This is a genomic window from Rhizobium sp. NLR8a (genome assembly GCF_019685235.1).
GTDB lineage: Bacteria > Pseudomonadota > Alphaproteobacteria > Rhizobiales > Rhizobiaceae > Rhizobium.
The window spans coordinates 139,878-165,465 of the sequence record NZ_JABDWI010000004.1 but is presented as its reverse complement, the minus strand read 5'-3'; the positions used below and the strand labels follow the sequence as shown (position 1 = coordinate 165,465).

The window sequence follows — 25,588 nt, the reverse complement described above, 5'->3', positions numbered from 1 at the left end:
TTTTTCCTTCTGTCGCCGGGATCAGTTGATGCGAGGAGCGGCGGCGATACCGCCGCTCACCGCCCTGATCTCAGGCTTTGATATTGGCCGAATCGATCCAGCCAATATTTCCGTCGTGCCGACGATAAACGATGTTCAGATGTTCCTTGCCGGGACTGCGGAACAGGAGAAGCGGCTCATCGGTCATGTCGAGCGCCATCACGGCGGTGGCGACGGACATGGTCTTCAACTGCTTCGTGCTTTCAGCGACGATCGCCGGGGCGAAATCGTCGGGGATTTCATCCTCGTGATCAGGAACGGAGTCCATGACCGTGTAGGAGACTTCTGCAAAGCCATTCAGGTGGTTTCCGGCATGGTGGTCCTTCAGCTTGCGCTTGTAGCGACGCAGGCGTTTCTCGATGCGCTCGGAAGCGGCGTCGAAAGCAAGCTGCGGATCCGTGGCTTCGCCGGCGGCATGAAGCACCACCCCGCTGTCGAGATGAAGCTTGCAGTCTGCCGAGAAACGAGAACTCGCCTTTTCGACGGTCACCTGACCGGAATACCCCCCATCGAAGTATTTCGTGATGGCCGTAGCAATTTGGTCCTCGATCTTTTGACGGAAGGATTCACCAATTTCCATATGTTTCCCGGATACACGCACACTCATGGAGTTTCCCTTCTTATGGTCGTTTGCGGGTATCAGTTTACGCCAAGCCTCGGGTTCATCCAAGCACTTCGCGCAATCTCAAGCAAGATCGGCGTAGGCCTGTGGGCCCTCGGTTCCCTTGGGATGATGGGGATAACTTCAAAACGCCGTTCACGGCGCCGATTGCGGCGGGCTTCTAGCCACAGGTTACCGGAAAGTCAATAGGACGTCGAATCAGGCCCGGGCGCGCTCGCAGAAGGTGTGGCAAATCTCTTGCGGAAGGAGCCTTCCAGCGACTTTCCTTTCATGATCTCACGCGCTTCGCGCCTGCGTTGTGCGCGGCATCGTCATGGCGATGACACCGAGAATGACGCAGGTGAGCCCGATCAAGGCCGTCGGGCTTAGACTTTCGCCGAGGAAGATGGTGCCGATCGCGACACCGATCGGCACGCGGAGATAGGCTTGCGATGTGGTTCCGACCGAACCCAGCGTCTGAACGAGACGGAAATAGATCGTAAAGGCAAGCGCCGTCGAGAAGGCGGAAAGGGCAAGCAGCGCCAGCACCGATTGCGGCCGAGGGATCGAGCCCCCACGGCCGGTCGACGAGCAGGCTCACAGGCATCAGAATGACCGCGCCCGAGATCAGCGAGCCGGCCGCCGGCACGGCAGGATCAAGGCCTCTGAAGTTCTTGCTGAAAATCGCGGCCCCGGCATAACAGATGGTCGCCAGGATGATCGCGATTTGCGCCATCAGGCTTTCGCCAAGACCGCCGAGCGCTTCGACGCCGATGACAAGGCAGATGCCGGCAAGCCCGGAGACGACGCCGAAGAGCTTTCGCGCCGTCGCCTGCTCATGGCGGGTTATCGACACGGTCAGCAGGAAGGTGAAGATCGGCGTCGCCGAATTCAAGATCACCGCCAGTCCGGCATCGACGGACTGCTCCGCCCAGGCGATCAGCGTGAAAGGAATGACGCTGTTCAGGCAGGCCTGGACGACGAACAGGCGCCATGTCGCGCCATCGCGCGGCAGGCGGACATGCCGATGGCAAAGCACGGCCAGCAGAATGGCGCCGGCAATCAGTGTGCGCACGGCGATCAAGGTCACCGGCGGGATCGTTTCGACCCCGATCTTGATGAAGGTGTAGGAAGAACCCCAGAGGGTCGCCAGCACCAAAAGCAGGACAAGTTCTCTGGCAAGCTTCGGCTTTTGCGGCGTCATAGACACGTCGATATTCGTTCAAGACACGGGAGAAATAGGCCAATTGCGAAGTGGATGCTTCGATCAAGATCGAAGCGTCCTGCTGCGTCAGAAGCCCGCGACCTTGGCGAGCGCCCGTTTCTCGCGGCGGCGCTGGACCGAGGAAGCGATGTTCATCGCTTCCCGGTATTTCGCGACCGTGCGGCGGGCGAGATCGACGCCCCCCTTCTTCAGCATGTCGACGATGTCATCATCGGAGAGCACCGCGTCCGGGCTCTCCTGCATGATCAGCGCGCGGATCTTGTGACGCACTGCCTCGGCCGAATGGCTGTCGCCGCCCTCGACGGCGCCGATCGACACGGTGAAGAAATATTTGAGCTCGAAGAGGCCGCGCGGCGTCAGCATATATTTGTTCGAGGTGACGCGGCTGACGGTGGATTCATGCATCTTGATCGCCTCGGCCACCGTCTTCAGGTTCAGCGGCCGCAGGTGGTCGACACCGTGCAGCAGGAAGGCGTCCTGCTGGCGGACGATCTCGCTTGCCACCTTCATGATGGTCTTTGCCCGCTGGTCGAGGCTGCGGGTCAGCCAGTTGGCGCTCTGCAGGCACTCGGAAAGGAAGGCATGATCCTCACCGTTCCGGGTCACGCGGGAAAAATAGGACTGATTAACAAGCACGCGCGGCAGCGTATCCGGATTGAGCTCGACCAGCCAGCCACCCTCCGCGGAGGGCCTGACAACGACATCCGGCATGATCGCTTCGGAAACACCCGTCTCGAATCCGCTGCCGGGCTTCGGATTGAGCTGGCGGATCTCGCCGAGCATGTCGAGAAGATCTTCCTCGTCAACGCCACAGAGCCGCTTCAGCGTGACGAAGTCACGCCGCGCCAGGAGTTCGAGGTTTTCGACCAGCGCCTGCATGGCAGGGTCGTAACGGTCCTTCTGCCGGAGCTGGATCGCCAGGCATTCGGCGAGGCTGCGGGCGAAAACACCCGGCGGATCGAGTGTCTGGAGTGCGGCGAGCACGTGTTCGACCTGCGTGAGACCCGTGCCGAGCCGCTCGCCGGTCTCGACGAGATCGAGCTGGATGTAACCGGCATCGTCAAGCTGATCGATAAAATTCTGGGCGATCAGCCGATCGCTCATATCGGGCAGGACGAAGGGGATCTGCTGGGCGAGATGATCGCGCAGCGACACCTGACCGGCGACAAAATCATCGAGATCGTAATCGGCGCCGTCGGCGCTGCCCGGCATGGACTTCCACTGACCGACGAGTTCCGGTGCATCGAGGCGCTGCGGACCACCGTCATCGGGAAAAACATTGGTGTAATTGGCGTCGAGCTCGTCGTTCAGCCGGCTGCTGCTTTCGCTGCCGCCATTATCGTACCAGTCGCTCGACAGCGCCTCGGCGCGATTGTCGGCGCTGTCGTCCGAGCCGGCATCCTCCGGCGTGTGACCGAATTGCTCGTCCTCGCCTGCCGCCCGTTCGTCGCCCGCCTCGCCGTCATTCGACGGAAATTCGAGCAGCGGGTTCTTCTCCACTTCCTGAGCGATGAACTGGTTGAGCTCAAAATGGGTCATCTGCAGCAACTGGATGGATTGCATCAGTTGCGGCGTCATGACCAGGGACTGGCTCTGGCGCAGAAATAGATTGGCGGACAGTGCCATGACGGACGCGAAACTCCCTCGACTCCAGGAAACCGCGCCCGATCCACGCTTCAGGCCACGGAAATCCGAGTTGGCCCAAAAATTGCTTTTTTATCTCATTTGGTCAAGCGGAACTACGCGGGAAGGTGAATCAGCGCGGGGTCAGAGGCTGAACTTGTCGCCGAGATAGAGTCGGCGCACTTCCGGATTGTTGACGATGTCGTTCGCCCGGCCGTGGGTCAGCACCTCGCCGGCATGGATGATATAGGCGCGGTCGATGAGGCCAAGCGTCTCACGCACATTGTGGTCGGTAATGAGAACGCCGATGCCGCGCGCCGTCAGGTGGTGGACGAGGTTCTGGATATCGGCGACCGAAATCGGGTCGACACCGGCGAAGGGCTCGTCGAGCAGCATGAAGGTCGGGTCGGTTGCAAGCGCTCGCGCGATTTCGAGACGGCGGCGTTCGCCGCCGGAAAGGGCGACGGCGGCACTCTTGCGCAGCTTCTGGATATGAAATTCCTCCAGCAGCTCGTTCAGCTTCTGCTCGCGCTCGGCCTTGTCCTTCACATGCACTTCGAGGACGGCGCGGATATTTTCTTCAACCGTCAGTCCGCGAAAGATCGAGGCTTCCTGCGGCAGGTAACCGACGCCGAGCCGCGAGCGGCGGTACATCGGCATGGTCGTGACATCGTTTCCATCGATCTCGATCGTGCCTTCATCCACCGGTACCAGGCCGGTGATCATGTAGAAGCAGGTCGTCTTGCCGGCGCCGTTCGGGCCGAGCAGGCCGACGGCTTCGCCGCGACGCACGACCAGGGAGACGCCGTTGACGACACGGCGCGTCGCATAGGTCTTGGTCAGACCACGGGCGATCAGCGTCCCCTGATAGCGGCTCTTGTCGGCGGCACCCGCAGCTTGCGGCTCAGGCCTGCCGAACATGGTGGATAGCGATGATAATTTCACGTGGGAGGCCGGTTCAGTTCTGCTTCTGCGCGTTCGGCTGCGATTTCGGATCGAGCTGAATCTGGACACGACCGCCGCAGCTTTCAAGCTCCGCCTGGCCGGTTTGCATGTGAACGGTCAGCTTGCAACCGGTGAAGACGTTCGGACCGTCCGACAGGATGACCTTGTTTCCCTGATCCGCGGTCAGGATGAATGTCTGCGAGGCCATGTCGAAATTGCCATCGTCGGCAGTCGCCGTCTGCGTGCCCGAGACCAGGTAGACCTTGTCCGTCACCAAGATTTTGTCGATATCCGCACTTCCCGACGCCAGGGAGGCCGACTGCTCGGGTTTCGCCTCGGGCTGGGCCGGCGCGCCGGCGCCCGACTTTGCCGCCTTGTCCTTGTAATAGACAGTCATCTTGCCGGATTGCATCGTCGTCGTGCCCTGGACGACCTTGACGTTGCCGGTGAAGAGCGCCGTGTGCTCCTGGTCGCGAATCTCCAGCTTGTCGCTTTCGATCTGGATCGGCTGGTCGTTGGAAAGCTTCATGCCCGACATGGTCGTCGACTGCGCCCCCGCGCCCGAGACCGTCAGAATAAGGGCAAATGCGCCGGCAACGAATGCGATGCCCGTCTTGCAAGCTGAAATGCGACAATCTTTTGTCATGGGTGACCCGGCTGGTTAAGTGCCCTGTTTATGAATGGTGGATGGATCGACATTCATGCGAACATTCCCCTCGAATGTGATCACGCGCCCCTTATCGGTTATCTCCAGCGTCTTCGCAACAATGGAAGCATTGTCCTTGGTGATGGTGACGGGATCGTCGCTGCGCATGTTGCCGCCCTTGATGTCGAGCCGGGCGGACTGGAATTGTGCGTTGAGGCCGCTGCTCAGCACCAGGGTGAAGGGAGCCGTCATATGCAGATTGTCGGTGGCGCGGTTATAATCGGCAGTCGAAGCGATGACGCGGGCAACCAGCCCGTCATTCATCGGAACAGCGGCCTTGATGGTCTCGAGGGTGATGAGATCGGGATTGCGGATATCCTGCAGCGCCCTTTCGGCAAGCATGGAATAATTGACGCCGTCGGAGTTGCGTCCGGCAATTGCCGGCTTTTCCATCACGACCTTGCCGTTCTCGATCTTGGCGCCTTCAAACTTGACGTTTTCAGGCAGGTACAGGCTCACCAAGGCCACCGTCGTGAGGGCGCCGGCGACGACAAGGGCAGCCAACGGCAGCAAAATCTTCAGCCGCCGCACGCGGGCGGAATGGAACAACGCATCGCCATAGGGGCTCCTGCCGGAGCCCGCATAAGCGGCATGTCCGTTGTTCTTCAGGGTATCGAGCATAGGTCTCGTTCCATGTGCGGTGATTGCCTCGCCTGCGTAACAAAGCCGGCCGGCAATCACAGTTCGTTTCGCATTATTACATTGGCTTGCCAATACGGAATTTTTTCTGCAACAAGCAACAAAACGGAAAAACATACAAAAGTGGCATTCATACGCGCCGCTTCCACCAATTTCACCGGGCCTATCGGCGCCATGCCGACCCTGGGCCAGCGCTGGAGGTTTCTATGGACAGTTCGATCATCGCGGATCGCCGGCGGCTGCGCCGCAAGCTCGGCTTCTGGCGCATCGTCGCGGTCGCCCTCGTCGTGGCGCTCGGTTTCGCTTTCTACCGTTTCGCCGTCGGCGAGGCCGGCACGGCAAGTCCGCATATCGCCCATGTGACGATATCGGGGCTGATCGTCGATGACGACGAGCTGCTGGAGCGGCTAAAGAAGGTCGAGACCAGCGATCAGGTGAAGGCCGCGGTGATTTCGATCTCCTCGCCCGGCGGCACGACCTATGGCGGGGAAAAAATCTTCAAGGCGATCCGGGCCATATCAGCCAAGAAGCCCGTCGTCTCCGACGTGCGCACGCTGGCCGCCTCCGCCGGCTATATGGTCGCCACCGCCGGCGACACGATCATTGCCGGCGACAGCTCGATCACCGGCTCGATCGGCGTTATCTTCCAGTACCCGCAGATCCAGCCGCTACTCGACAAGATCGGCGTATCGCTGCAGGAGATCAAGTCCTCGCCGCTGAAGGCCGAGCCCTCGCCCTTCCACGAGGCGAGCGAGGAGGCCAAGGCAATGATCCGCAACATGGTGGTCGACAGCTACAACTGGTTCGTCGACCTGGTCGCCGACCGGCGCAAGCTGCCGCGCGAGGAGGTGCTGAAACTCGCCGACGGCACAATCTATACCGGCCGGCAGGCGCTGAAGGCAAAGCTCGTCGATACGATCGGCGGCGAGGCGGAAATCCGCGCCTATCTCAAGTCGCGCGGCATCGACACCGATCTGCCGATGGTCGATTGGGACAAGAAGAGCAACACGCCTTTTCTGCTCGCTGGAGCTGTTTCGCGGCTCATTACTATCCTGGGTTATGATGATCTGGTCAAAGGCCAGGATATCAACGGAATCCTGCCCCCAAAGTTGCTTCTTGACGGGCTGCTTTCAGTTTGGCAGGTTGGCCGCGATTGATAAGAAATCAATAATTTAAGGGGGCGACTGTGATCAAGTCCGAATTGGTGCAGATTGTTGCGGCACGCAACCCACATCTCTATCATCGCGACGTCGAAAATATCGTCAACGCGGTTCTCGACGAGATCACCGATGCACTGGCTGCGGGCAACCGCGTCGAATTGCGCGGCTTCGGCGCGTTTTCGGTCAAGAACCGCCCGTCCCGATCCGGCCGCAACCCGCGCACCGGCGATACCGTCTTCGTCGAAGAGAAGTGGGTTCCCTTCTTCAAAACAGGCAAGGAACTGCGCGAGCGGCTCAATCCCGGCCAGGCCGACGAAGAGGATTGAGCGGCGCGAGCCGCCTGCGGCGAAACCGCACTTGAACTTGAACACCGTTTTCCTATTCTGCTAGCGCATCGGCCTGAAAGTCGGAATCGATTTTCGGGCCGGTGCATATCAGGCGCATGGAGAGCTCAAATGGCCAAGAAGATCGTCAACCTGTTGATTTTGCTGCCGCTCGGCGTCATCCTCATCGTCTTCTGCGTCGCCAACCGGCAGAGCGTCACGCTCGCCTTCAATCCCTTCAGGCCCGAAGACCAGGTGCTTGCAGTTTCCGCGCCCTTCTTCGTCTTCCTGTTCATCGCGCTGATAGCAGGCATGCTGATCGGTTCGGCCGCTACCTGGTTCAGCCAGGGCAAACACCGCAAGCGTGCCCGCACCGAGGCCAAGGAAGCCATTCGCTGGCAGGGCGAGGCCGATCGTCACAGGAGCCGCGCAGAAGATATCGCCGGCCAGCTGCCGTCGCGGTAAGATCGGCTTTACCGCCCGCGTCAAATCGGAGAAAAACTCAGCTCCTCATAATCGCCTTCCGGCGACGCGCCATTGCCGGTCACGGCAAAACCGTGGGAAAGATAGAAGGCCTTCGCCCGCCGGTTGTTCACCAGGCATTTCAGCCGGTACTTATGTCGCGGCCATTCCGGCAGCGCCCTGAGCAGCGCCGTGCCGGCGCCGAGCCCCTGGAATTCCGGCCTTACATAAAGCATATGAATGAAATCATCCTCCGGCCAGAGCGACAGGAAACCGGCAAGGCTACCATCGGTATGTTCGCAGACGAGGATGGTTTCACCGTTGGTATGAGCCGAAAAATCCTCGCGGTGAAACTTGCCGGGATCGACCCAGACGAATGTCTGGCGACGCACGGCAAGATAGATGTCCGCGAGCATTTCCTGGTCTTCCGCCCGCGGCGGCCTGATGGTCCATGTCATCCTGCCGGAATAGCTCAGGCGCAGGTCCGCGCCAAGCCGCAGCGAAAGCCTTTGGCGCTCAATCCGCAGCCATTTTTGCAACGACCGCAGCATTGAAATCCGAGAAGAAGCCTTCAGCGAGCTTCTGCGAAGTCGAGTCGAGCAGACGGGCGCCGAGCTGGGCAAGCTTGCCGCCGAGCTCGGCCTTGGCCCGGTAGTGCAGGATCGTCTCCTCGCCCCTCGCCTTGAGTACGACATCGGCGCTGCCCCTGGCGAAGCCGGCAAGGCCGCCCTTGCCTTCGGCCGATAGCGTATAGCTTTCCGGCGCATCGATATTGGAAAGCGTCAGCACCCCATGGAAGCTGGCGGAGAACAGGCTGAACTTGACCTTGATCGTCGCCTCGAAAGCGCTTGGCGACAGTCGCTCAATGCCCTGGCAGCCGGGAATGCAGCCACGCATGATCTCCGGATCGTTGAGCGCTTCCCAGACCATGTCCCGCGGCGCGGCGATGCGTTCTTCGCCGGTGAAATCCATTCGATAGCCCCATCTGCGATTCGCCCATCTTATCCCAGCGGTAAAGCGCTTTGCTACGGCGGAGGGGAATGTTATCTGGCTGGCTTGCGATCCCGCGCGTGGAATGACGCCCGCACCCATGCGCAGTTGATCCGGTACGGTTTTCTGGGCTACTGCATAATACAAGGTGCTGCCGAGGACGCAGCGCTATCACGCCACCCCGACAGAGACGCGGAAGAGCACGTTGAAACAAAGAGAACGCCGGCCGGGCCAGAAGAAGACATCGGGTCCCGCCGGTGAAAGCCGCAGAGACGATCGGGCCGGCCGAGCACCGAAGTCCGCGGCACGGCCTGCGGCCACACGCGACACGGTTCGCGAGACTGCGCCGGCCGCGGTTTCGCGCCCGCTCATGGCGCGCAGCGGCGATCGGCCGGCGGAGCGCGTGCCTGTCATTCTCGAATCGCTCGGCGCCGGCGATTTCCACCTGATCGACAGCGGCGACGGCCAAAAGCTGGAGCAATATGGCCCCTACCGCATCATCCGCCCGGAAGCCCAGGCGCTGTGGCGGCCTTCGCTAGCACCGCAGATCTGGGAGAAGGTCGATGCCGTGTTCACCGGCGACACTGACGAGGAAGGCACCGGCCGCTGGCGTTTCCCCGAGGAGGCGCTCGGCGAGGCCTGGCCGCTCAACCTGCTCGGCGTCGATTTCCTCGGCCGCTTCACCTCCTTCCGTCACGTCGGCGTCTTTCCCGAGCAGATCGTCCACTGGAGCTGGATGAGGGAGGCGGTCGAAAAGGCCGGCCGGCCGCTGAAGGTGCTGAACCTCTTCGGTTATACCGGCGTCGCCTCGCTGGTCGCCGCCGCCGCCGGCGCCGAGGTCACCCATGTCGACGCGTCGAAGAAGGCGATCGGCTGGGCGCGCGAGAACCAGGCGCTCGGCCGCATGGAGAAGCTGCCGATCCGCTGGATCTGCGAGGATGCGATGAAATTCATCCTGCGCGAGGAACGCCGCGGCAGCCAGTACGACATCATCCTCACCGATCCGCCGAAATTCGGCCGCGGCCCCAATGGCGAAGTCTGGCATCTCTTCGAGCATCTGCCCCTGATGCTCGATATCTGCCGCGAGATCCTGTCGCCGAAGGCGGTCGGCCTGGTGCTGACGGCTTATTCGATCCGCGCCAGCTTCTATTCGATCCACGAGCTGATGCGTGAAACGATGCGCGGCGCCGGCGGCGCGGTCGAATCCGGCGAGCTGGTGATTCGCGAGGCAGGCCTCGACGGCAAAACGCCGGGCCGCGCGCTTTCCACCTCCCTCTTTTCCCGCTGGGTGCCGCAATGAGCAAGGACTTCCACGATCAGGGGCCGCGCAGGGTCGGGCAGGTGAAGGAAGTCACCTCGCTCGCCAATCCGATCATCAAGGACATCAAGGCGCTGACCAACAAGAAGTCGCGGGAGGAAAGCGGGACTTTCCTCGCCGAAGGGCTGAAGCTCGTCATCGATGCGATAGAGCTCGGCTGGACGATCCGCACGCTGGTCTATGCCAAGGCGGCCAAAGGCAAGCCGCTGGTCGAGCAGATGGCGGCAAGGACCGTCGCCTCCGGCGGGCTGGTGCTCGAAGTCAGCGAAAAAGTCATTGCCGCGATCACCCGGCGCGACAACCCGCAAATGGTCGTCGGCATCTTCGAGCAGCGCTGGGCGCCGCTCAAGGGCATCCGGCCGCAGGAGGGTGAGACGTGGGTGGCGCTCGACCGGGTGCGCGATCCGGGCAACCTCGGCACCATCATCCGGACGGCCGATGCGGCCGGTGCGTCCGGCATCATTCTGATCGGCGAGACCACCGATCCCTTCTCGCTGGAGACCGTGCGGGCAACCATGGGCTCGGTCTTCGCCGTTCCGGTCGCACGGGCGACGCCGGAAGAATTTCTCACCTGGCGGAAGTCGGCCGGCGTTTCCATCATCGCCACCCATCTGGCCGGCGCCGTCGACTATCGCACGATCGACTATCGGAAGAAGCCCGTCGTGCTGTTGATGGGCAACGAACAATCCGGGCTGCCAGACCAGCTCGCTGGGGAAGCCGATGCGCTCGCCCGCATCCCGCAGCAGGGCCGCGCCGACTCCCTCAACCTCGCCGTCGCCACCGCCATCATGCTTTTCGAGGCGCGCCGCCATCTCCTCTCACTTGCCGAGGGCAAATGACCGAACCGACGCATGCACGCCCCGCCCTGTTTTCGCGCCCGGCGCCGATCCTCTTCTTCATCCTCTTCGCCGTTTTGATCGACCAGGTCGTGAAGGTCGCCGTCGATCATTACCTGCCGCTGCAGGAAGCCGTGCCCGTCATTCCGATGCTGGCGCTCTATCGCACCTATAATCTCGGCGTCGCCTTTTCGATGCTGGAGGGCATGGACGGCTGGTTCATCGTCGGCATGCGGCTCGTCATCGTCGCCTTCGTCATCTGGCTGTGGTACCGCACGGCAAAAGACCGCTGGCTCGCCCATCTCGGCTATGCGCTGATCATTGCCGGGGCGATCGGCAACCTTGTCGACCGTTTCGCCTACGGGCATGTGATCGACTATATCCTCTTTTACACCGAAAGCTGGTCGTTTGCGGTGTTCAATCTCGCCGACAGTTTCATCACCATCGGCGCCGGCTGCGTCATTCTCGAGGAACTGCTGCTGCCGAAAAAGGCCGGCCGCTAAAATTGTATCGAATTCCTGAAGGCATTCGGAACAAGCCTCATGTTATCCAGATACCATGCAGAGTTTGGGACAGTTGCAGGAAAGATTGTCCGCCGCCTTCGGCGGAACCGCCGTCAAGCCGCCTCAGGAGCGGACGGAGGAACCCTCTCCGCGTCCCGGCGTATCGACAGCGCACCCGGGTGCCGCTTCCCTATCAGGGCCTGCAGCGACGCGGCGCATGCTGTTCTACTGGCTGAGCGGCGTCGGCTTTCTGGCCGCCATGATCCTGACGCTGCTTGCTCATGCCGGCGAGCCGCTGCTCCTTTCGGGCGGTCTTGTTGCTCTCGGCCTTGCCGTCATCGCCTGTTATGCCGTGCTGATGGTTCGCCGGCAGAGAAGCCGGCAGCCGGCCGGTCGATCCACTCCGAACGGCGATGATGGCGCGAAGCTCTTCGCCGAGGTGCATGACGTGCTCGGCGACATCACCCTCACCCGCGCCATGGACCGGCGCATCATCTCGGCCAACGACACGTTTCGCCGTCTGACCGGCCGGCTGCGTCCGGAAGGGCGGACCTGCGAAGAGATCGGGCTTGCCTTCCGCCCCGGCCCGATCCCGCACTGCTACGACGTCGAGATATCGACGCCGGAAGGCCAGCGCATTTTCCTCTGGCGCGACGTTGTCACCCGCGATCCGGGCAGCGGGCGCCTACTGCTGCAGAGCGTCGCCCGTGATGTCACGGAGGAGCGGCTCATCGCGCAGAGCCGCGAGTCGGCCCGCCAGAAAGCCGAGTATAACAGCGCCGCGAAATCGCGGCTGCTTGCAACCGTCAGCCACGAAGTGCGCACGCCGCTTTCCGGCATTCTCGGCATGACGCATCTGCTCGCGGAAACGCGGCTGACGCAGGAACAGCAGAATTATCTGGCCAACATCCGCCAGTCAGGCCACGCCTTGACGCAGCTCGTCGAGGATCTGCTCGATTTTTCCACCATCGAGGTCGGCCGATTCGAGCTTCACCCGCGCTCGGAATCGCTGCGGAAGCTTCTGGAAAGCGTCGTCGAAATGCTCGCTCACCGGGCGCATGAAAAGGGGATCGAGATCGGCGCTACCGTGTCATCAGACGTTCCGGAGAAAATGAACTTCGATGCGGCGCGGCTGCGCCAGGTTCTGTTCAACGTCATCGGCAATGCCGTCAAATTCACCCAGGCTGGGGGCGTTTTCATCCGCGTATCGCTCGATGCCCGCAACCTCCTGATCACCGTCACCGACACCGGTCCGGGCATGACGGCGGAGGAGCAGGCGCGCGTCTTCGGCGAGTTCGAACAGGGTGGAAACGTTGCCGACAAGAGCGGCGGCACTGGGCTCGGCCTTGCCATCTCAGCCCGCATCATGCGCGAATTCGACGGCGCCCTGACGGTCACCAGCGAAAAGGGCAAAGGCAGCACGTTCACCATCCGCTTCCCCATCGAACTCGACAGCGAGCGATCCGAGCGGCGAAACACGCTGCTTGCCGGCAACAGCGTCGTGCTGCTGGCGCCGGCGGGGGCCGCCCGCTCCGCCATTGCCGAAACGATCACCGCGCTCGGCGGGATCTGCCATCTGGTCGACACCGGCGAGGCTGCGCGCGCGAGGCTGCTCGGAATGGCGAGCGGCGGCCGCCGGCCGACCGATATCATCGTCGATCATCGTATGTCGGCGGAATTTTCAGCGCATCTCGCCGATCGCGCCGAGATCGCTGCCCTCGGCCTGCGCAAAGTCCTGCTCGTCAATCCGGAAGAGCGCAGCGCCCATCCGCTCGACCTGTTCGACGCCTGGCTCATCCGGCCGCTGCGCGAACAGTCGCTGATCGATGTGCTGCGCGGGCGCATGCGCGGCATGGAGAAGCGCGACGCGCTGAACGACAACCAGCCGGGTTTCGGCCTGCCGATGGCCGAGACCGTGGTTGCCGCACACGGGCTGCGCATCCTGCTCGGAGAGGACGATCCGATCAATGCTATGCTGGTGCGCGTCATGCTCGAAAAGGGCGGACACAAGGTGCACCATGTCGAGGATTTCGAGACGCTTCTCGATTGCGCCCTCGGCGAGGCGAACGCTCGGCCCGACATCATCATCAGCGATCTATCGATGCCCGGCGGCAACGGCATCGACATGCTGGGACGCCTGCGCGGCCACGAAAGGCGACTCGATCTCGACCCGGTGCCGGTGATCGTGCTCACCGCCGACAAGAGCGACGAGTCGCGCCGCCAGGTCTTGCTCAATGGCGCCAACCGCGTCATGGTAAAGCCGGTCGACCCGGTGCGGCTGCTGACGGAAGTTCAGGCGGTCGCCGCTCTTTCCGCCCGCCGGGCAGAGGCGCGATAGGTCACTGGATTGACTGCGCGCGCTGCTTGCGCCGGGAAATTCAATATGTCACTTTCCTGTCGTACAGAAGTGTTTTATGGCGTCGATAAGCCGGCAACGGGAGAATCGCCATGTCCTCCATCGACATCCTGAATCACGACGTTACCGCGGAGGCTGCACGGCCGTCGGCGGCTGCGCAGAAAGACGGCGACATCCTCGGCCGGATCGGCAATCTCGAAACCCGCCTTGCCCGCACGGCACGTGAGATCGATGCGGCCCAGGCCGTGCGCTACCGCGTCTTCGTCGACGAGATGAAGGCGCAGCTGCCGCCGGAAGCCATGCGTCGCGAACGCGATTTCGATGCCTATGACGCTTTCTGCGACCATCTTCTCGTTCTCGACCGCTCGCTCGAGGGTGATCCGGAAGACCAGATCGTCGGCACCTATCGGCTGCTGCGCCAGGACGTCGCCATCGCCAATGGCGGTTTCTATTCGGCTTCCGAATTCGAAATCGAGAGCCTCCTCGTCAAGCATCCGGACAAGCGTTTCATGGAACTCGGACGCTCCTGTGTGCTGCCGGAATACCGCACCAAACGCACGGTCGAGCTTCTCTGGCAGGGCAACTGGGCTTATGCGCTGAAGCACGGCATGAGCGCGATGTTCGGCTGCGCCTCGTTTCCCGGCGTCTATCTCGAAAGCCACGCGCTGGCGCTGTCCTTCCTCTACCACAATGTGCTGGCGAAGGACGAGTGGGCCATCGGCGCACTGCCGCATCTCGCCCGCACCATGGACCTGATGCCGGCCGAGGCCGTCAACCCGAAACGGGCGCTGATGGCCCTGCCGCCGCTGATCAAGGGCTATCTGCGTCTCGGCGCGATGGTCGGCTCCAGCGCGGTCATCGACCATGCCTTCAACACGACCGACGTGCTGATCGTGCTGCCGATCTCCAGCATTTCCGACCGCTACCTGAACTACTACGGCGCCGACGCCGGCCGCTTCGCAAGCTGATCGCTTCGTCGCACTGACGTCTGGTAGGCTCAATGGCTGCCCCACTCTAACCCTCTCCCCGTAATGACGGGGAGAGTGGACGTACCCTATGATAGACCTGCGAGGAACTGAGAGGTCGCGGCACGGTGCCGGCAGGCGGTTGAGGGGCCGATTCGCCGAACTCCCCGGTCACTGAATAGCTCGCTGTGCGAGCAGATGGCCTTATGATCCGCCATAGGCGGCAATCGCCGCCATGTTGACGATGTCGCTGTCCTTGGCGCCCATCGAGGTGATCTGCACCGGCTTGTCGAGGCCGACGAGGATCGGGCCGATCACGGTGGAGCCACCGAGTTCCTGCAGCATCTTCGTCGAGATCGAGGCCGAGTGGAAGGCCGGCATGACGAGGACATTGGCGGGGCCGGAGAGCCGGCAGAACGGATATTGCTCCATCACCTTGCGGTTCAGCGCCACATCGGCCGCCATCTCGCCGTCATATTCGAAATCGACGCGCCGCCGGTCAAGGATCTTCACCGCTTCGCGCACCCGCTCGGACCGTTCGCCGGAGGGATGGCCGAAGGTGGAATAGGCAAGCAAGGCGACGCGCGGCTGATAACCCATGCGCCGTGCGAGACCGGCGGCCTCTTCGGCGATATCGGCAAGCTCTTCGGACGTCGGCATATCATGCACGGCCGTATCGGCGACGAAGACGGTGCGGCCGCGGCAGAGCGCCAGCGACACGCCGATGACACGGTGGCCGGGCTTCTCGTCGATGCAGCGGCGTATATCCTCGAGCGCGGTGGAATAGTTGCGGGTGATGCCCGTCACCATGCCGTCGGCGTCGCCGAGCGCCACCATGGTGGCGGCGAAGTGGTTGCGGTCATTGTGGATCAGGCGCTGAGCATCGCGATGGAGATAACCGCGCCGCTGCAGCCGGGCATAGAGATAATCGATATAGGCCTCGACGCGGGTCGAGATACGGGCGTTGACGATCTCAAGGCCCGGCCGGTTGAGATCGATGCCGGCGCGCTCCGCCGTCGCCCGGATCAGGTCCTCGCGGCCGAGCAGGATGGCGGTGCCGAGCTGCTGGTTGGCGTAGGACATGGCGGCGCGCAGGACCTGTTCTTCTTCGGCCTCGGCAAAGACGATCCGCTTCGGGCGGCGGCGGACACGTTCGTAGAGGCTGGCAAGCGTCGAGGCGATCGGATCGCGGCGCGCCGAGAGCTCGCGGGCGTAGCCGGCCATGTCGGTGATCACCTTGCGGGCGACGCCGCTTTCGATCGCGGCCTCAGCGACCGCCACCGGGATTGCCGAGATCAGGCGCGGATCGAAGGGAACGGGAATGATGTATTGCGGCCCGAAACGTGGGCGGTTGCCCTGGTAGGCGGCGACGACATCATCGGGCACGTCCTCACGGGCAAGGTTTGCCAGCGCCTTGACGGCGGCGATCTTCATCGCGTCGTTGATGGTGGAGGCGCGCACATCGAGGGCGCCGCGGAAGATATAGGGAAAACCGAGGACGTTGTTGACCTGGTTCGGATAATCGGAACGCCCCGTCGCCATGATGGCGTCGTCGCGGATGCGGGCGACCTCCTCCGGGGTGATCTCGGGATCGGGATTGGCCATGGCGAAGATGATCGGCCGATCGGCCATCGAGCGGATCATCTCGGCCGAGAAGGCGCCTTTCTGCGACAGACCGAAAATGACGTCGGCGCCGTTCATCGCCTCTTTCAGCGTGCGCGCGTCAGTCGTTGCCGCATGCGCCGATTTCCACTGGTTCATGCCCTCGGTGCGGCCCTGATAGATGACGCCCTTGGTATCGCAAAGGATGACGTTTTCGGGTGCAAAACCCATCGCCTTGATGAGCTCGACGCAGGCGATCGCCGCAGCGCCGGCGCCGTTGCAGACGAGCTTCGTCGTCTTCAGGTCGCGGCCGGTCAGTTCGAGCGCGTTGATCAGGCCGGCGGCGGCGATGATCGCGGTGCCATGCTGGTCGTCGTGGAAGACGGGAATGTCCATCAGCTCGCGCAGCCGGCTCTCGATGACGAAGCAATCCGGCGCCTTGATATCCTCGAGATTGATGCCGCCGAAGGAGGGGCCGAGGAAGCGCACGCAGTTGATGAACTCGTCGACATTTTCCGTATCGATCTCGAGGTCGATGGAATCGACATCGGCGAAGCGTTTGAACAGCACAGACTTGCCTTCCATGACCGGCTTGGAGGCAAGCGCGCCGAGGTTGCCGAGGCCGAGGATCGCCGTCCCGTTCGATATGACGGCGACCATATTGCCGCGTGCGGTATAGTCATAGGCGGTCTGCGGATCGGCGGCGATCGCCTTGACCGGGACGGCGACGCCCGGGGAATAGGCGAGCGAGAGATCGCGTTGCGTTGCCATGGGCTTGGTCGGGTTGATCTCCAGCTTGCCGGGGCGGCCCATGGCGTGAAAATCAAGCGCCTCCTGATCGGTCACCGAGGTCACCGGTCGGTCCTTCTTGTCGATATCGGGCATAAATCCTCCAACGTCCTGTGGGCGACGCTTCGCTCTTCCTCAAATGCAGTTGTCATCTATAGCGGCGCGCGGATAGGGTTGGCACCTGTTTTTTTGGGAAAAACTGCACCTCCGTGAACGCACGTATAGACATTGGGAATGAAGCCTTTTCGGCTGCCGAGCTCGCCACGGCGGAAAGCCGCGCCTCGGCGACGCCGATGATGGAGCAATATATCGAGATCAAGGCGAACAATCCGGGTTCGCTGCTGTTCTATCGCATGGGCGATTTCTACGAACTGTTCTTCGAGGATGCGCTGGAAGCCTCCCGCGCGCTCGGCATCACGCTGACGAAGCGCGGCCAGCACATGGGTCAGGATATCCCGATGTGCGGCGTGCCGGTGCATGCGGCCGACGACTATCTGCAGAAGCTGATTTCGCTCGGCTTCCGCGTCGCCGTCTGCGAACAGATCGAGGATCCGGCCGAGGCCAAGAAACGCGGCGCCAAATCGGTCGTCAAACGCGACGTGATCCGTCTCGTCACGCCCGGCACGATCACCGAGGAGAAGCTGCTCTCGCCTTCGGAATCGAACTATCTGATGGCGCTTGCCCGCATCCGCGGCGGCGGCGAACCGCAGCTGGCGCTCGCCTGGATCGATATTTCCACAGGCGTCTTCCGGCTTGCCGAGACGGAAAGCGCGCGGCTGCTGGCCGACATCCTGCGCATCGATCCGCGCGAATTGATCCTGCCCGACACGATCTTCCACGATGCCGAGCTCAAGCCGGTCTTCGACGTGCTTGGCCGCACGGCGGTTCCACAGCCTTCCGTGCTCTTCGACAGCGCCAGCGCCGAAGGCCGGATCGCGCGCTATTTCGGCGTCTCGACCCTCGACGGCTTCGGCAGCTTCTCGCGCGCCGAGCTGGCGGCGGCCGCAGCCGCCGTCGCCTATGTCGAGAAGACGCAGATCGCCGAACGGCCGCCGCTTGGCAGGCCGGAGCGGGAAAGTGCCGCGTCGACGCTCTTCATCGACCCGGCCACCCGCGCCAACCTGGAGCTTGCCCGAACGCTCTCCGGAGATCGCAATGGTTCGCTGCTGAAGGCGATCGATCGCACCGTCACCGGCGGCGGCGCGCGACTTCTCGCCGAACGGCTGATGTCGCCGCTCACCGACCCCGCCCGCATCAATGCGCGGCTCGATTCGATCGGCTTCCTGATCGAAGAGCCCGCGCTCTGCGGCAAGCTCCGCGACACGCTGAAACATGTGCCCGACATGCCGCGCGCGCTCTCCCGCCTGGCGCTCGACCGCGGCGGACCGCGCGATCTGTGGGCAATTCGCCAGGGCCTGCAAGCGGCCGGCGGACTTGCCGATCTGCTTGCAAGCGCGATGCTGCCGGAAGAGCTTGATCAAGCGCTCTCCGGGCTGCAAGCCCTTCCGGCGGGCCTCGAAACCCTGCTTGCCGAGACGCTCGCCGATGAATTGCCGCTGTTGAAACGCGATGGCGGTTTCCTGCGCGACGGCGCCAGCGCCGAGCTTGACGAGGTCCGGGCGCTGCGCGATCAGTCGCGCCGCGTCATCGCCGGGCTGCAATTGCAATATGCCGAAGAAACCGGCATCCGGTCGCTGAAGATCAAGCACAACAATATCCTCGGCTATTTCATCGAGGTGACCGCCGGCAACGCAGCTCCGATGACGGACACGGCCGAAGCGAAGGCCCGCTTCATCCATCGCCAGACGATGGCAAGCGCCATGCGATTCACCACGACCGAACTTGCCGATCTCGAAAGCCGCATCGCCAACGCAGCCGACCGGGCGCTCGCGATCGAACTCGAAGCCTTCGACAGGATGACGGCGGCCGTCGTGGCGCAGGCCGAAGCGATCAAGGCGGGCGCGCGGGCGCTTGCGGTGATCGACGTCGCCGCAGGCCTGGCGCTGCTCACCGAAGAGCAGGCCTATTGCCGGCCGCAGGTCGACGGCTCGAAGATGTTTGCGATCGAGGGCGGGCGCCATCCGGTCGTCGAACAGGCGCTGCGCCGCCAGGCGGGCGGCCCCTTCGTCGCCAACAATTGCGATCTGTCGCCGAAAACGGGCGACAAGGACGGGGCGATTTGGCTGCTCACCGGCCCGAATATGGGCGGTAAATCGACGTTCCTGCGTCAGAACGCGTTGATTGCGATCCTGGCGCAGATGGGTTCCTTCGTGCCGGCGACATCGGCCCATATCGGCATCGTCGACCGGCTGTTCTCCCGCGTCGGCGCCTCCGACGATCTGGCGCGCGGGCGCTCGACCTTCATGGTCGAGATGGTGGAAACGGCTGCTATCCTCAACCAGGCGAGCGACCGCTCGCTCGTGATCCTCGACGAGATCGGCCGTGGCACCGCCACTTTCGACGGGCTGTCGATCGCCTGGGCCGCCGTCGAGCACCTGCATGAGGCCAATCGCTGCCGCGGCCTCTTCGCCACGCATTTCCATGAGTTGACCGTGCTGTCGGAAAAGCTTGGCCGGCTATCGAACGCGACGATGCGTGTCAAGGAATGGGACGGCGACGTGATCTTCCTGCACGAGGTCGGGCCGGGTGCCGCCGACCGCTCCTACGGCATCCAGGTCGCTAGGCTTGCCGGACTACCGGCCTCGGTCGTGTCGCGGGCCCGCGACGTGCTCACCCGCCTCGAAGATGCCGACCGCAAGAACCCGGCGAGCCAGCTGATCGACGACCTGCCGCTCTTCCAGGTGGCGGTGCGCCGCGAGGACACTGCCCGCGGCCCCTCCAAGGTCGAGGAGACGCTGAAGGCGATGAGCCTCGACGACATGACGCCGCGCGAGGCGCTTGATGCGCTTTACGATCTCAAGAAAAAGCTGAAATAGGAGCGCAGCCGATGTTCATGGCGAAGCTGGTCCGCGAAACCGAGCGCCTCTCGCTCATCTGCTCCATGCTCGACACGATGCGGCGCGCCGACAAAGACCGCAACGCGCGCGGCTGGACATCGCCGATCGGCCTGCTGAAAATCACCCGCTCCTGCGCTATGATCTCTGAACTTGGAACGTCGATCGCTAAGGCGGGCTACCGCGAGTGCGACAGGGCGACGCTCGAGGAGATCCAGCGCGAGACCCGGCAGGTGCTGTATTCGCTGCATGCGCAGATCGCAGACTAGGCTTTAGGGAAAGGCCGCCGCTTGCGGCAAAGCGTCCCGCATCGCAGCATGGCAACACCATTTCGCCAAATTTAAAGGTTCTTGCAATATGAAGGCCCGTGTCAATCGCCGGGCAAAGAGGTTATAGCGCATGCAGACGAAACGTGAGGCGAGCCCCGATCAGGCAGCCCGGCATGGACAGGAAACCACCCCTGTGAGCGCGACGCGCAACCTCGATTTCTCGGAGATCCTCGACACCGAGCTCTTGCAGACGCAGTGCGACGCCGTTGCCGAAGCCAATCGGAACCGGCCCGACATCATGCGCGCCGATCTTCTCGCGGCGCTGAAAAAGGCGAGCGCGGACGGCCGGCAGAAGGCGCGCGCAGCCCTTGCCGCCGACGGCAGCGGTCTTAATTGCGCCTTTCGGATATCCTGGCTGCAGGACCAGATCATCACCGTCCTCTACAATTTCGCCACTGCCCGTATTTTTCCGCTGCAGAAGGACAAGTTCGCCGTCACCGCCGTCGGCGGCTACGGCCGCGACACGCTGGCACCGGGCTCCGATATCGACCTGCTCTTCCTCTTCCCGCCGCGGCCTTCGGAGGAGACGCACAAGGCGGTCGAATTCATGCTCTACGTGCTCTGGGACATGGGCTTCAAAGTCGGCCACGCCACCCGCACGGTGGAAGAATGCATCGCGCTTTCCAAATCCGACATGACGATCCGTACCGCGATCCTCGAGATGCGCTATATCTGCGGCCTGCAGCGGCTGGAAACCGAGCTCGAGGCCCGTTTCGACAAGGAGATCGTCACCGGAACCGGCCCCGAATTCATCGCCGCCAAACTGGCCGAGCGCGACGAGCGCCACCGCAAGGCGGGCGACACGCGTTACCTCGTCGAGCCGAACGTCAAGGAAGGCAAGGGCGGGCTTCGAGACCTGCACACGCTGTTCTGGATCTCGAAATATTACTACCACGTGCGCGACCAGGCGGAGCTGATCAAGCTCGGCGTCTTGTCAAAACACGAATATCGCCTGCTTGAGAAAGCCGACGATTTTCTCTGGGCGGTGCGCTGCCATATGCACTTCCTGACAGGCAAGGCCGAGGAGCGCCTGTCCTTCGACATCCAGCGCGAGATCGCCGAAGCCTTCGGGTATCACACCCGCCCGGGCCTTTCGGCGGTCGAGCGTTTCATGAAGCACTATTTCCTCGTGGCCAAGGACGTCGGCGATCTCACACGCATCCTGTGCGCCGCGCTCGAAGACCAGCAGGCGAAGTCGATCCCGGGCCTCACCGGCGTCATCAGCCGCTTTACCCATCGCACCCGCAAAATCGCCGGCAGCGTCGAATTCGTCGAAGACCGCGGCCGCATCGCTCTCGCCGACGCCGATGTCTTCAAGCGCGATCCGGTCAGCATCCTCCGGCTCTTTCACGTCGCCGACATCAACGGGCTGGAATTCCATCCGGATGCGCTGAAACGCGTCACCCGTTCGCTCGCGCTGATCGACAACAGCTTACGGGAAAACGACGAAGCGAACCGCCTCTTCATGTCGATCCTGACGTCGAAGCGCGACCCGGCGCTGATTTTGCGCCGGATGAACGAGGCCGGCGTGCTCGGCCGCTTCATCCCCGATTTCGGCAAGATCGTCGCGATGATGCAGTTCAACATGTATCACCACTACACCGTCGACGAGCATCTGATCCGCACCGTCGACGTTCTCTCCGAGATCGACAAGGGACGCGCCGAGGATCTGCATCCGCTTGCCAACAAGCTGATCTCGAACATCGAGGATCGCGAGGCGCTCTACGTCGCCGTTCTGCTCCACGACATCGCCAAGGGCCGCCAGGAGGATCACTCGATCGCCGGCGCCCGCGTCGCCCGCAAGCTCTGCGCCCGCTTCGGACTGTCGCAGAAGCAGACGGAACTCGTCGTCTGGCTGATCGAGGAACATCTGACGATGTCGATGGTGGCGCAGACCCGCGACCTCACCGATCGCAAGACCATTATCGACTTTGCCGACCGCGTACAGTCACTCGACCGGCTGAAGATGCTTCTGATCCTGACGATCTGCGATATTCGCGCCGTCGGGCCCGGCGTCTGGAACGGCTGGAAGGGCCAGTTGCTGCGCACGCTCTATTACGAAACCGAGTTGCTGCTGGCCGGCGGCTTTTCGGAGGTCTCCCGCAAGGAGCGGGCCAATGCCGCCGCCGAGGCGCTGCGCGGCGCCCTTTCCGCCTGGAGCCAGAAGGACCGCAACACCTATACGAAGCTGCATTACCAGCCCTACCTGCTGTCCGTGCCGTTGGAAGACCAGCTCCGCCACGCCGACTTCATCCGCCAGGCTGACAAGGCGGGCCAGGCGCTCGCCACCATGGTGCGCACCGACAGTTTCCACGCCATCACTGAAATCACAGTGCTGTCGCCCGACCATCCCAGACTGCTCGCCGTCATTGCCGGCGCCTGTGCTGCGGCCGGCGCCAACATCGTCGACGCACAGATCTTCACGACCTCGGATGGACGGGCGCTCGATACGATCCATGTCAGCCGTGAATTTTCCGACGACGCCGACGAGCTTCGCCGCGCCGGCACGATCGGGCGGATGATCGAGGATGTACTGGCCGGCCGCAAGCGCCTGCCCGAGGTCATCGCCACGCGCACGCGCAACCGCAAGAAAAGCAAGGCTTTCGACATTCCGCCCTCGGTCAACATCACCAACAGCCTGTCGAACAAGTTCACGGTCATCGAGGTCGAATGCCTCGACCGGCCGGGCCTGCTGTCGGAGATCACCGCCGTGCTCTCCGATCTGTCGCTCGACATCCAGTCGGCGCGCATCACCACCTTCGGCGAGAAGGTGATCGACACCTTCTACGTCACCGATCTCGTGGGTCAGAAAATATCGGGCGACAGCAAGCGCGCCAATATCACCGCCCGCATGAAGGCCGTGATGGCAGAGGAGCAGGACGAGCTGCGCGAGCGCATGCCCTCCGGCATCATCGCGCCCGCCGCCACCCGAACATCGCCCGCCGCCGAAAAGAAAGCCGATTCCCCCGCATGAGCCCCAAAGCATGAGCCTCGTCAAGAAATTCGCGACCGTCGGCGGCGCCACTCTCGGCAGCCGGATCTTCGGGTTCGCCCGTGAAACGCTGATGGCGGCGGCGCTCGGCACCGGACCGATGGCCGACGTCTTCTACGCTGCTTTCCGTTTTCCGAACCTCTTCCGGCGGTTGTTTGCCGAAGGCGCCTTCAATGCCGCCTTCGTGCCGCTCTTTGCCAAGGAAATCGAGGCGAACGGCACGGACGGCGCCAAGCGCTTTTCGGAAGAAGTCTTCGGCGTCTTGTTTTCGGTGCTGCTCCTCATCACCATTGTGATGGAGCTTGCCATGCCGCTCTTGGTGCGCTTCATCATCGCGCCGGGTTTTGCCGACGATGCCGAGAAATTCTCGATCACGATCCGCATGGCGGCGGTGATGTTTCCCTATCTGATGTGCATGTCGCTGACGGCGATGATGAGCGGCATGCTGAATTCGCTGCATCATTTCTTCGCCGCCGCCATCGCCCCCGTCTTCCTCAACGTGGTGATGATCGGGGCGCTGTTTTATTCGCTCTATACCGGCGCCGATCCGCTCGCGACGGCCTGGTATCTCTCCTGGGGCGTTCTTGCCGCCGGGGTGCTGCAGCTCGCCGTCGTCTATGTCGGCGTGCTGGCGGCCGGCATGAGCATCAGCCTGCGCTTCCCGAAAATGACTGCGAATGTCAAGCGGCTGCTGATCCTCGCCGTGCCGGCCGCCGTCACCGGCGGCATTACCCAGATCAACCAGCTGATCGGCCAGGCGATCGCCTCCTCCCGCGACGGCGCGATTGCCGCCTTGCAATATGCCGACCGCATCTATCAGCTGCCGCTCGGCGTCGTCGGCGTCGCTGTCGGCGTCGTGCTGCTGCCGGAGCTCGCCCGGGCACTGAAGGGCGGGGCGCTACGCGAAGCGGCAAACCTGCAGAACCGCTCGATCGAATTCGTGCTGTTCCTGACCATCCCCGCCGCTTTCGCGCTCTGGATCCTCTCCGACGAGATCATCCGCGTGCTCTACGAGCGCGGCGCCTTCCATCAGGAGAACACCGCGGTGGTCGGCTCGATCCTGGCGATCTACGGCATCGGCCTGCCCGCCTTCGTGCTGATCAAGGCGCTGCAGCCGGGCTTTTATGCCCGCGAGGACACCAAGACGCCGATGCGCTTCTCGGCCATCGCGGTGGGAACCAACTGCGCGACGGCGCTGACCCTTTTTCCCTTTATGGGCGCGCCCGGCATCGCCGTCGCCGAAGCCACAGCCGGCTGGATCAGCACGCTGCTGCTGTTCACCACGCTTCTGCGCCGCGGCCATCTGACATGGGAATGGGCGTTGGCAAAACGCGCCGCCCTGCTGATCGTCGCCTCGGCCGTCATGGGCGCGGCAATCGTCTTCCTCAAGCACTATTGGGCGCCATGGCTCGCCTCCGGCGCGCCGCTTCTGAGCAAGGTTGGTACGCTGGGGCTGCTGATCGCAATCGCCATGCTCATCTATTTCGCCGCCGCCTTCCTGATCGGCGGGGCGGATCTTGGCATGATAAGGCGCAACCTCAACCGCAAGCCGGTGCCGGCGAAGGACGCGTGAAACGAGGGAAATTGGCGAAACCTGCCCCTCACCCGGCTGCCGCCACCGACGGCTTTGGGCGGGTCCGAACCGGACAGCTCTTGCACAAGGCCGAGCCGCACGTTTCTCAAATTGCTTTAACAATCGACCCATCGTCGTTGCGGGCCGACATCGACATGAATGATGCCGTTGCAATAGCTGCCGATGCCGCCGATGCCTGGAGCTGTCCTGGCGGCAGCAATGATTGTTCGTTCCGAGAGGCCGGGCACCCGGATATCGGCCGCCAGGCATTTTCCATGCAGGGAGCCATGACGGCGGGGATGCGGCCGGAGGCCGGAGGTGACGATCGGGCGGCGTCCGGTCTTTGCGGCGATATGCGAGAGGATCGCTCGCAGACGCTCTGGAAAACAGCCGGCGCGCACGCTGACGGTCTGGACCGCATAGGCGAGACGCGCCTCATGCGTGGGAAGATGAATGGCCGGTCTCTTGCTGTCTTGACCGACGGCGCCGGTTGCGGATTGTAGGGCGAAAAGGCCTGCCATGGCGAGCAAACTGACGTTCTGCATGGTCCCTCCGGGCGGTTAGCTGGCGATCGTTGGATTGGCCAGCGCGGCCGAGGATTCTCAGTTCAATAAAAGCTTTTCTGTGAAATTTTATACTCAATTTTAACTAATGGCGC

Annotated in this window: 21 protein-coding genes and 1 pseudogene; 12 read left to right on the top strand and 10 right to left on the bottom strand. The window is 62.8% G+C overall.

Features of this window, described 5'->3' with window-relative positions; translation table 11 throughout:
• Positions 1–70 precede the first annotated feature (70 nt).
• The 6 genes and pseudogenes from hpf to lptC all read right to left on the bottom strand — a co-directional run bounded on the left by hpf (position 71) and on the right by lptC (position 5,760).
• Positions 71–646 carry a ribosome hibernation-promoting factor, HPF/YfiA family gene (hpf, locus tag HJC04_RS09040; RefSeq protein WP_210631703.1) on the bottom strand — a complete coding sequence of 192 codons (576 nt, stop codon included), beginning with the start codon at positions 644–646 and terminating at the stop codon, positions 71–73.
• Between the two features lie 291 nt (positions 647–937).
• Positions 938–1,844: pseudogene (locus HJC04_RS09035) on the bottom strand (DMT family transporter).
• Positions 1,845–1,931: 87 nt separating this feature from the next.
• Complete coding sequence (gene rpoN, locus HJC04_RS09030) at positions 1,932–3,491, bottom strand: RNA polymerase factor sigma-54 (protein WP_210629425.1); 1,560 nt, start codon at positions 3,489–3,491, stop codon at positions 1,932–1,934.
• A 141-nt stretch (positions 3,492–3,632) separates the two neighbouring features.
• Positions 3,633–4,409: an LPS export ABC transporter ATP-binding protein gene (gene lptB, locus HJC04_RS09025; RefSeq protein WP_210629426.1), complete on the bottom strand. Its 777-nt coding sequence runs from the start codon at positions 4,407–4,409 to the stop codon at positions 3,633–3,635.
• Positions 4,410–4,446: 37 nt separating this feature from the next.
• The gene (locus HJC04_RS09020) at positions 4,447–5,079 is read right to left on the bottom strand and encodes an LptA/OstA family protein (protein WP_210629427.1); all 633 of its coding nucleotides are present in this window, start codon (positions 5,077–5,079) and stop codon (positions 4,447–4,449) included.
• A gap of 15 nt (positions 5,080–5,094) precedes the next feature.
• On the bottom strand, positions 5,095–5,760 hold the full coding sequence (gene lptC, locus HJC04_RS09015) for an LPS export ABC transporter periplasmic protein LptC (RefSeq protein ID WP_210629428.1): 666 nt from the start codon (positions 5,758–5,760) through the stop codon (positions 5,095–5,097).
• A gap of 224 nt (positions 5,761–5,984) precedes the next feature.
• Between lptC and sppA the strand changes: the two genes are divergently transcribed.
• The 3 genes from sppA (at position 5,985) to HJC04_RS09000 (ending at position 7,726) form a co-directional block, all read left to right on the top strand.
• Positions 5,985–6,935, top strand: a complete 951-nt coding sequence (sppA, locus tag HJC04_RS09010) for a signal peptide peptidase SppA (RefSeq protein ID WP_210629429.1) — start codon at positions 5,985–5,987, stop codon at positions 6,933–6,935.
• Between the two features lie 29 nt (positions 6,936–6,964).
• Positions 6,965–7,264 (top strand): integration host factor subunit beta, encoded by a 300-nt coding sequence (locus HJC04_RS09005; RefSeq protein ID WP_003544934.1) that lies wholly within the window; start codon positions 6,965–6,967, stop codon positions 7,262–7,264.
• A gap of 129 nt (positions 7,265–7,393) precedes the next feature.
• A complete protein-coding gene (locus tag HJC04_RS09000; RefSeq protein ID WP_210629430.1) occupies positions 7,394–7,726 on the top strand; it encodes a LapA family protein in 333 nt (110 codons plus the stop codon).
• A 20-nt stretch (positions 7,727–7,746) separates the two neighbouring features.
• On the opposite strand, the gene HJC04_RS08995 is transcribed toward HJC04_RS09000, so the two are convergent.
• A complete protein-coding gene (locus HJC04_RS08995) occupies positions 7,747–8,181 on the bottom strand; it encodes a GNAT family N-acetyltransferase (RefSeq protein WP_221102695.1) in 435 nt (144 codons plus the stop codon).
• Positions 8,182–8,239: 58 nt separating this feature from the next.
• Entirely contained in the window at positions 8,240–8,695 is a 456-nt protein-coding gene (locus tag HJC04_RS08990) for a carbon monoxide dehydrogenase subunit G (RefSeq protein WP_210629432.1), read from the bottom strand.
• Positions 8,696–8,918: 223 nt separating this feature from the next.
• On the opposite strand from HJC04_RS08990, the gene HJC04_RS08985 reads away from it, so the two are divergent.
• The 5 genes from HJC04_RS08985 (at position 8,919) to HJC04_RS08965 (ending at position 14,694) form a co-directional block, all read left to right on the top strand.
• A complete protein-coding gene (locus HJC04_RS08985; protein ID WP_221145807.1) occupies positions 8,919–10,013 on the top strand; it encodes a class I SAM-dependent methyltransferase in 1,095 nt (364 codons plus the stop codon).
• Positions 10,010–10,870: an RNA methyltransferase gene (locus HJC04_RS08980; RefSeq protein WP_210629434.1), complete on the top strand. Its 861-nt coding sequence runs from the start codon at positions 10,010–10,012 to the stop codon at positions 10,868–10,870. Before HJC04_RS08985 ends, HJC04_RS08980 begins: the two co-directional genes overlap by 4 nt.
• The gene (gene lspA / locus HJC04_RS08975; protein WP_064800454.1) at positions 10,867–11,370 is read left to right on the top strand and encodes a signal peptidase II; all 504 of its coding nucleotides are present in this window, start codon (positions 10,867–10,869) and stop codon (positions 11,368–11,370) included. The genes HJC04_RS08980 and lspA overlap by 4 nt, the downstream gene beginning before the upstream one ends.
• 55 nt (positions 11,371–11,425) lie before the next feature.
• Positions 11,426–13,708 carry a hybrid sensor histidine kinase/response regulator gene (locus HJC04_RS08970; protein ID WP_210629435.1) on the top strand — a complete coding sequence of 761 codons (2,283 nt, stop codon included), beginning with the start codon at positions 11,426–11,428 and terminating at the stop codon, positions 13,706–13,708.
• Positions 13,709–13,818: 110 nt separating this feature from the next.
• Complete coding sequence (locus tag HJC04_RS08965; protein ID WP_210629436.1) at positions 13,819–14,694, top strand: GNAT family N-acetyltransferase; 876 nt, start codon at positions 13,819–13,821, stop codon at positions 14,692–14,694.
• Positions 14,695–14,895: 201 nt separating this feature from the next.
• Here the strand turns inward: HJC04_RS08965 and HJC04_RS08960 are convergent, their stop codons facing one another.
• Entirely contained in the window at positions 14,896–17,178 is a 2,283-nt protein-coding gene (locus tag HJC04_RS08960; RefSeq protein WP_210629437.1) for an NADP-dependent malic enzyme, read from the bottom strand.
• Between the two features lie 113 nt (positions 17,179–17,291).
• On the opposite strand from HJC04_RS08960, the gene mutS reads away from it, so the two are divergent.
• From mutS to murJ, 4 genes are all read left to right on the top strand, one after another.
• Entirely contained in the window at positions 17,292–20,018 is a 2,727-nt protein-coding gene (gene mutS, locus HJC04_RS08955) for a DNA mismatch repair protein MutS (RefSeq protein WP_210629438.1), read from the top strand.
• Between the two features lie 11 nt (positions 20,019–20,029).
• Positions 20,030–20,305: a hypothetical protein gene (locus HJC04_RS08950; protein WP_210629439.1), complete on the top strand. Its 276-nt coding sequence runs from the start codon at positions 20,030–20,032 to the stop codon at positions 20,303–20,305.
• 130 nt (positions 20,306–20,435) lie between these two features.
• Positions 20,436–23,339, top strand: coding sequence for a [protein-PII] uridylyltransferase (locus HJC04_RS08945; protein WP_210629440.1), 2,904 nt, complete (start codon positions 20,436–20,438; stop codon positions 23,337–23,339).
• A gap of 10 nt (positions 23,340–23,349) precedes the next feature.
• Positions 23,350–24,930, top strand: a complete 1,581-nt coding sequence (gene murJ / locus HJC04_RS08940) for a murein biosynthesis integral membrane protein MurJ (protein ID WP_210629441.1) — start codon at positions 23,350–23,352, stop codon at positions 24,928–24,930.
• 116 nt (positions 24,931–25,046) lie between these two features.
• On the opposite strand, the gene HJC04_RS08935 is transcribed toward murJ, so the two are convergent.
• The gene (locus HJC04_RS08935) at positions 25,047–25,475 is read right to left on the bottom strand and encodes a D-Ala-D-Ala carboxypeptidase family metallohydrolase (protein ID WP_210629442.1); all 429 of its coding nucleotides are present in this window, start codon (positions 25,473–25,475) and stop codon (positions 25,047–25,049) included.
• Positions 25,476–25,588: the final 113 nt, after the last annotated feature.

Excerpts from the sequence above, each read along its gene's own strand:
- hpf (WP_210631703.1), bottom strand. The coding sequence starts at position 646 with ATGAGTGTGCGTGTATCCGGGAAACATATGGAAATTGGTGAATCCTTC.
- rpoN (WP_210629425.1), bottom strand. The coding sequence starts at position 3,491 with ATGGCACTGTCCGCCAATCTATTTCTGCGCCAGAGCCAGTCCCTGGTC.
- lptB (WP_210629426.1), bottom strand. The coding sequence starts at position 4,409 with ATGTTCGGCAGGCCTGAGCCGCAAGCTGCGGGTGCCGCCGACAAGAGC.
- HJC04_RS09020 (WP_210629427.1), bottom strand. The coding sequence starts at position 5,079 with ATGACAAAAGATTGTCGCATTTCAGCTTGCAAGACGGGCATCGCATTC.
- lptC (WP_210629428.1), bottom strand. The coding sequence starts at position 5,760 with ATGCTCGATACCCTGAAGAACAACGGACATGCCGCTTATGCGGGCTCC.
- sppA (WP_210629429.1), top strand. The coding sequence starts at position 5,985 with ATGGACAGTTCGATCATCGCGGATCGCCGGCGGCTGCGCCGCAAGCTC.
- HJC04_RS09000 (WP_210629430.1), top strand. The coding sequence starts at position 7,394 with ATGGCCAAGAAGATCGTCAACCTGTTGATTTTGCTGCCGCTCGGCGTC.
- HJC04_RS08995 (WP_221102695.1), bottom strand. The coding sequence starts at position 8,181 with ATGACATGGACCATCAGGCCGCCGCGGGCGGAAGACCAGGAAATGCTC.
- HJC04_RS08990 (WP_210629432.1), bottom strand. The coding sequence starts at position 8,695 with ATGGATTTCACCGGCGAAGAACGCATCGCCGCGCCGCGGGACATGGTC.
- HJC04_RS08980 (WP_210629434.1), top strand. The coding sequence starts at position 10,010 with ATGAGCAAGGACTTCCACGATCAGGGGCCGCGCAGGGTCGGGCAGGTG.
- lspA (WP_064800454.1), top strand. The coding sequence starts at position 10,867 with ATGACCGAACCGACGCATGCACGCCCCGCCCTGTTTTCGCGCCCGGCG.
- HJC04_RS08970 (WP_210629435.1), top strand. The coding sequence starts at position 11,426 with ATGCAGAGTTTGGGACAGTTGCAGGAAAGATTGTCCGCCGCCTTCGGC.
- HJC04_RS08965 (WP_210629436.1), top strand. The coding sequence starts at position 13,819 with ATGTCCTCCATCGACATCCTGAATCACGACGTTACCGCGGAGGCTGCA.
- HJC04_RS08960 (WP_210629437.1), bottom strand. The coding sequence starts at position 17,178 with ATGCCCGATATCGACAAGAAGGACCGACCGGTGACCTCGGTGACCGAT.
- HJC04_RS08950 (WP_210629439.1), top strand. The coding sequence starts at position 20,030 with ATGTTCATGGCGAAGCTGGTCCGCGAAACCGAGCGCCTCTCGCTCATC.
- HJC04_RS08945 (WP_210629440.1), top strand. The coding sequence starts at position 20,436 with ATGCAGACGAAACGTGAGGCGAGCCCCGATCAGGCAGCCCGGCATGGA.
- murJ (WP_210629441.1), top strand. The coding sequence starts at position 23,350 with ATGAGCCTCGTCAAGAAATTCGCGACCGTCGGCGGCGCCACTCTCGGC.
- HJC04_RS08935 (WP_210629442.1), bottom strand. The coding sequence starts at position 25,475 with ATGCAGAACGTCAGTTTGCTCGCCATGGCAGGCCTTTTCGCCCTACAA.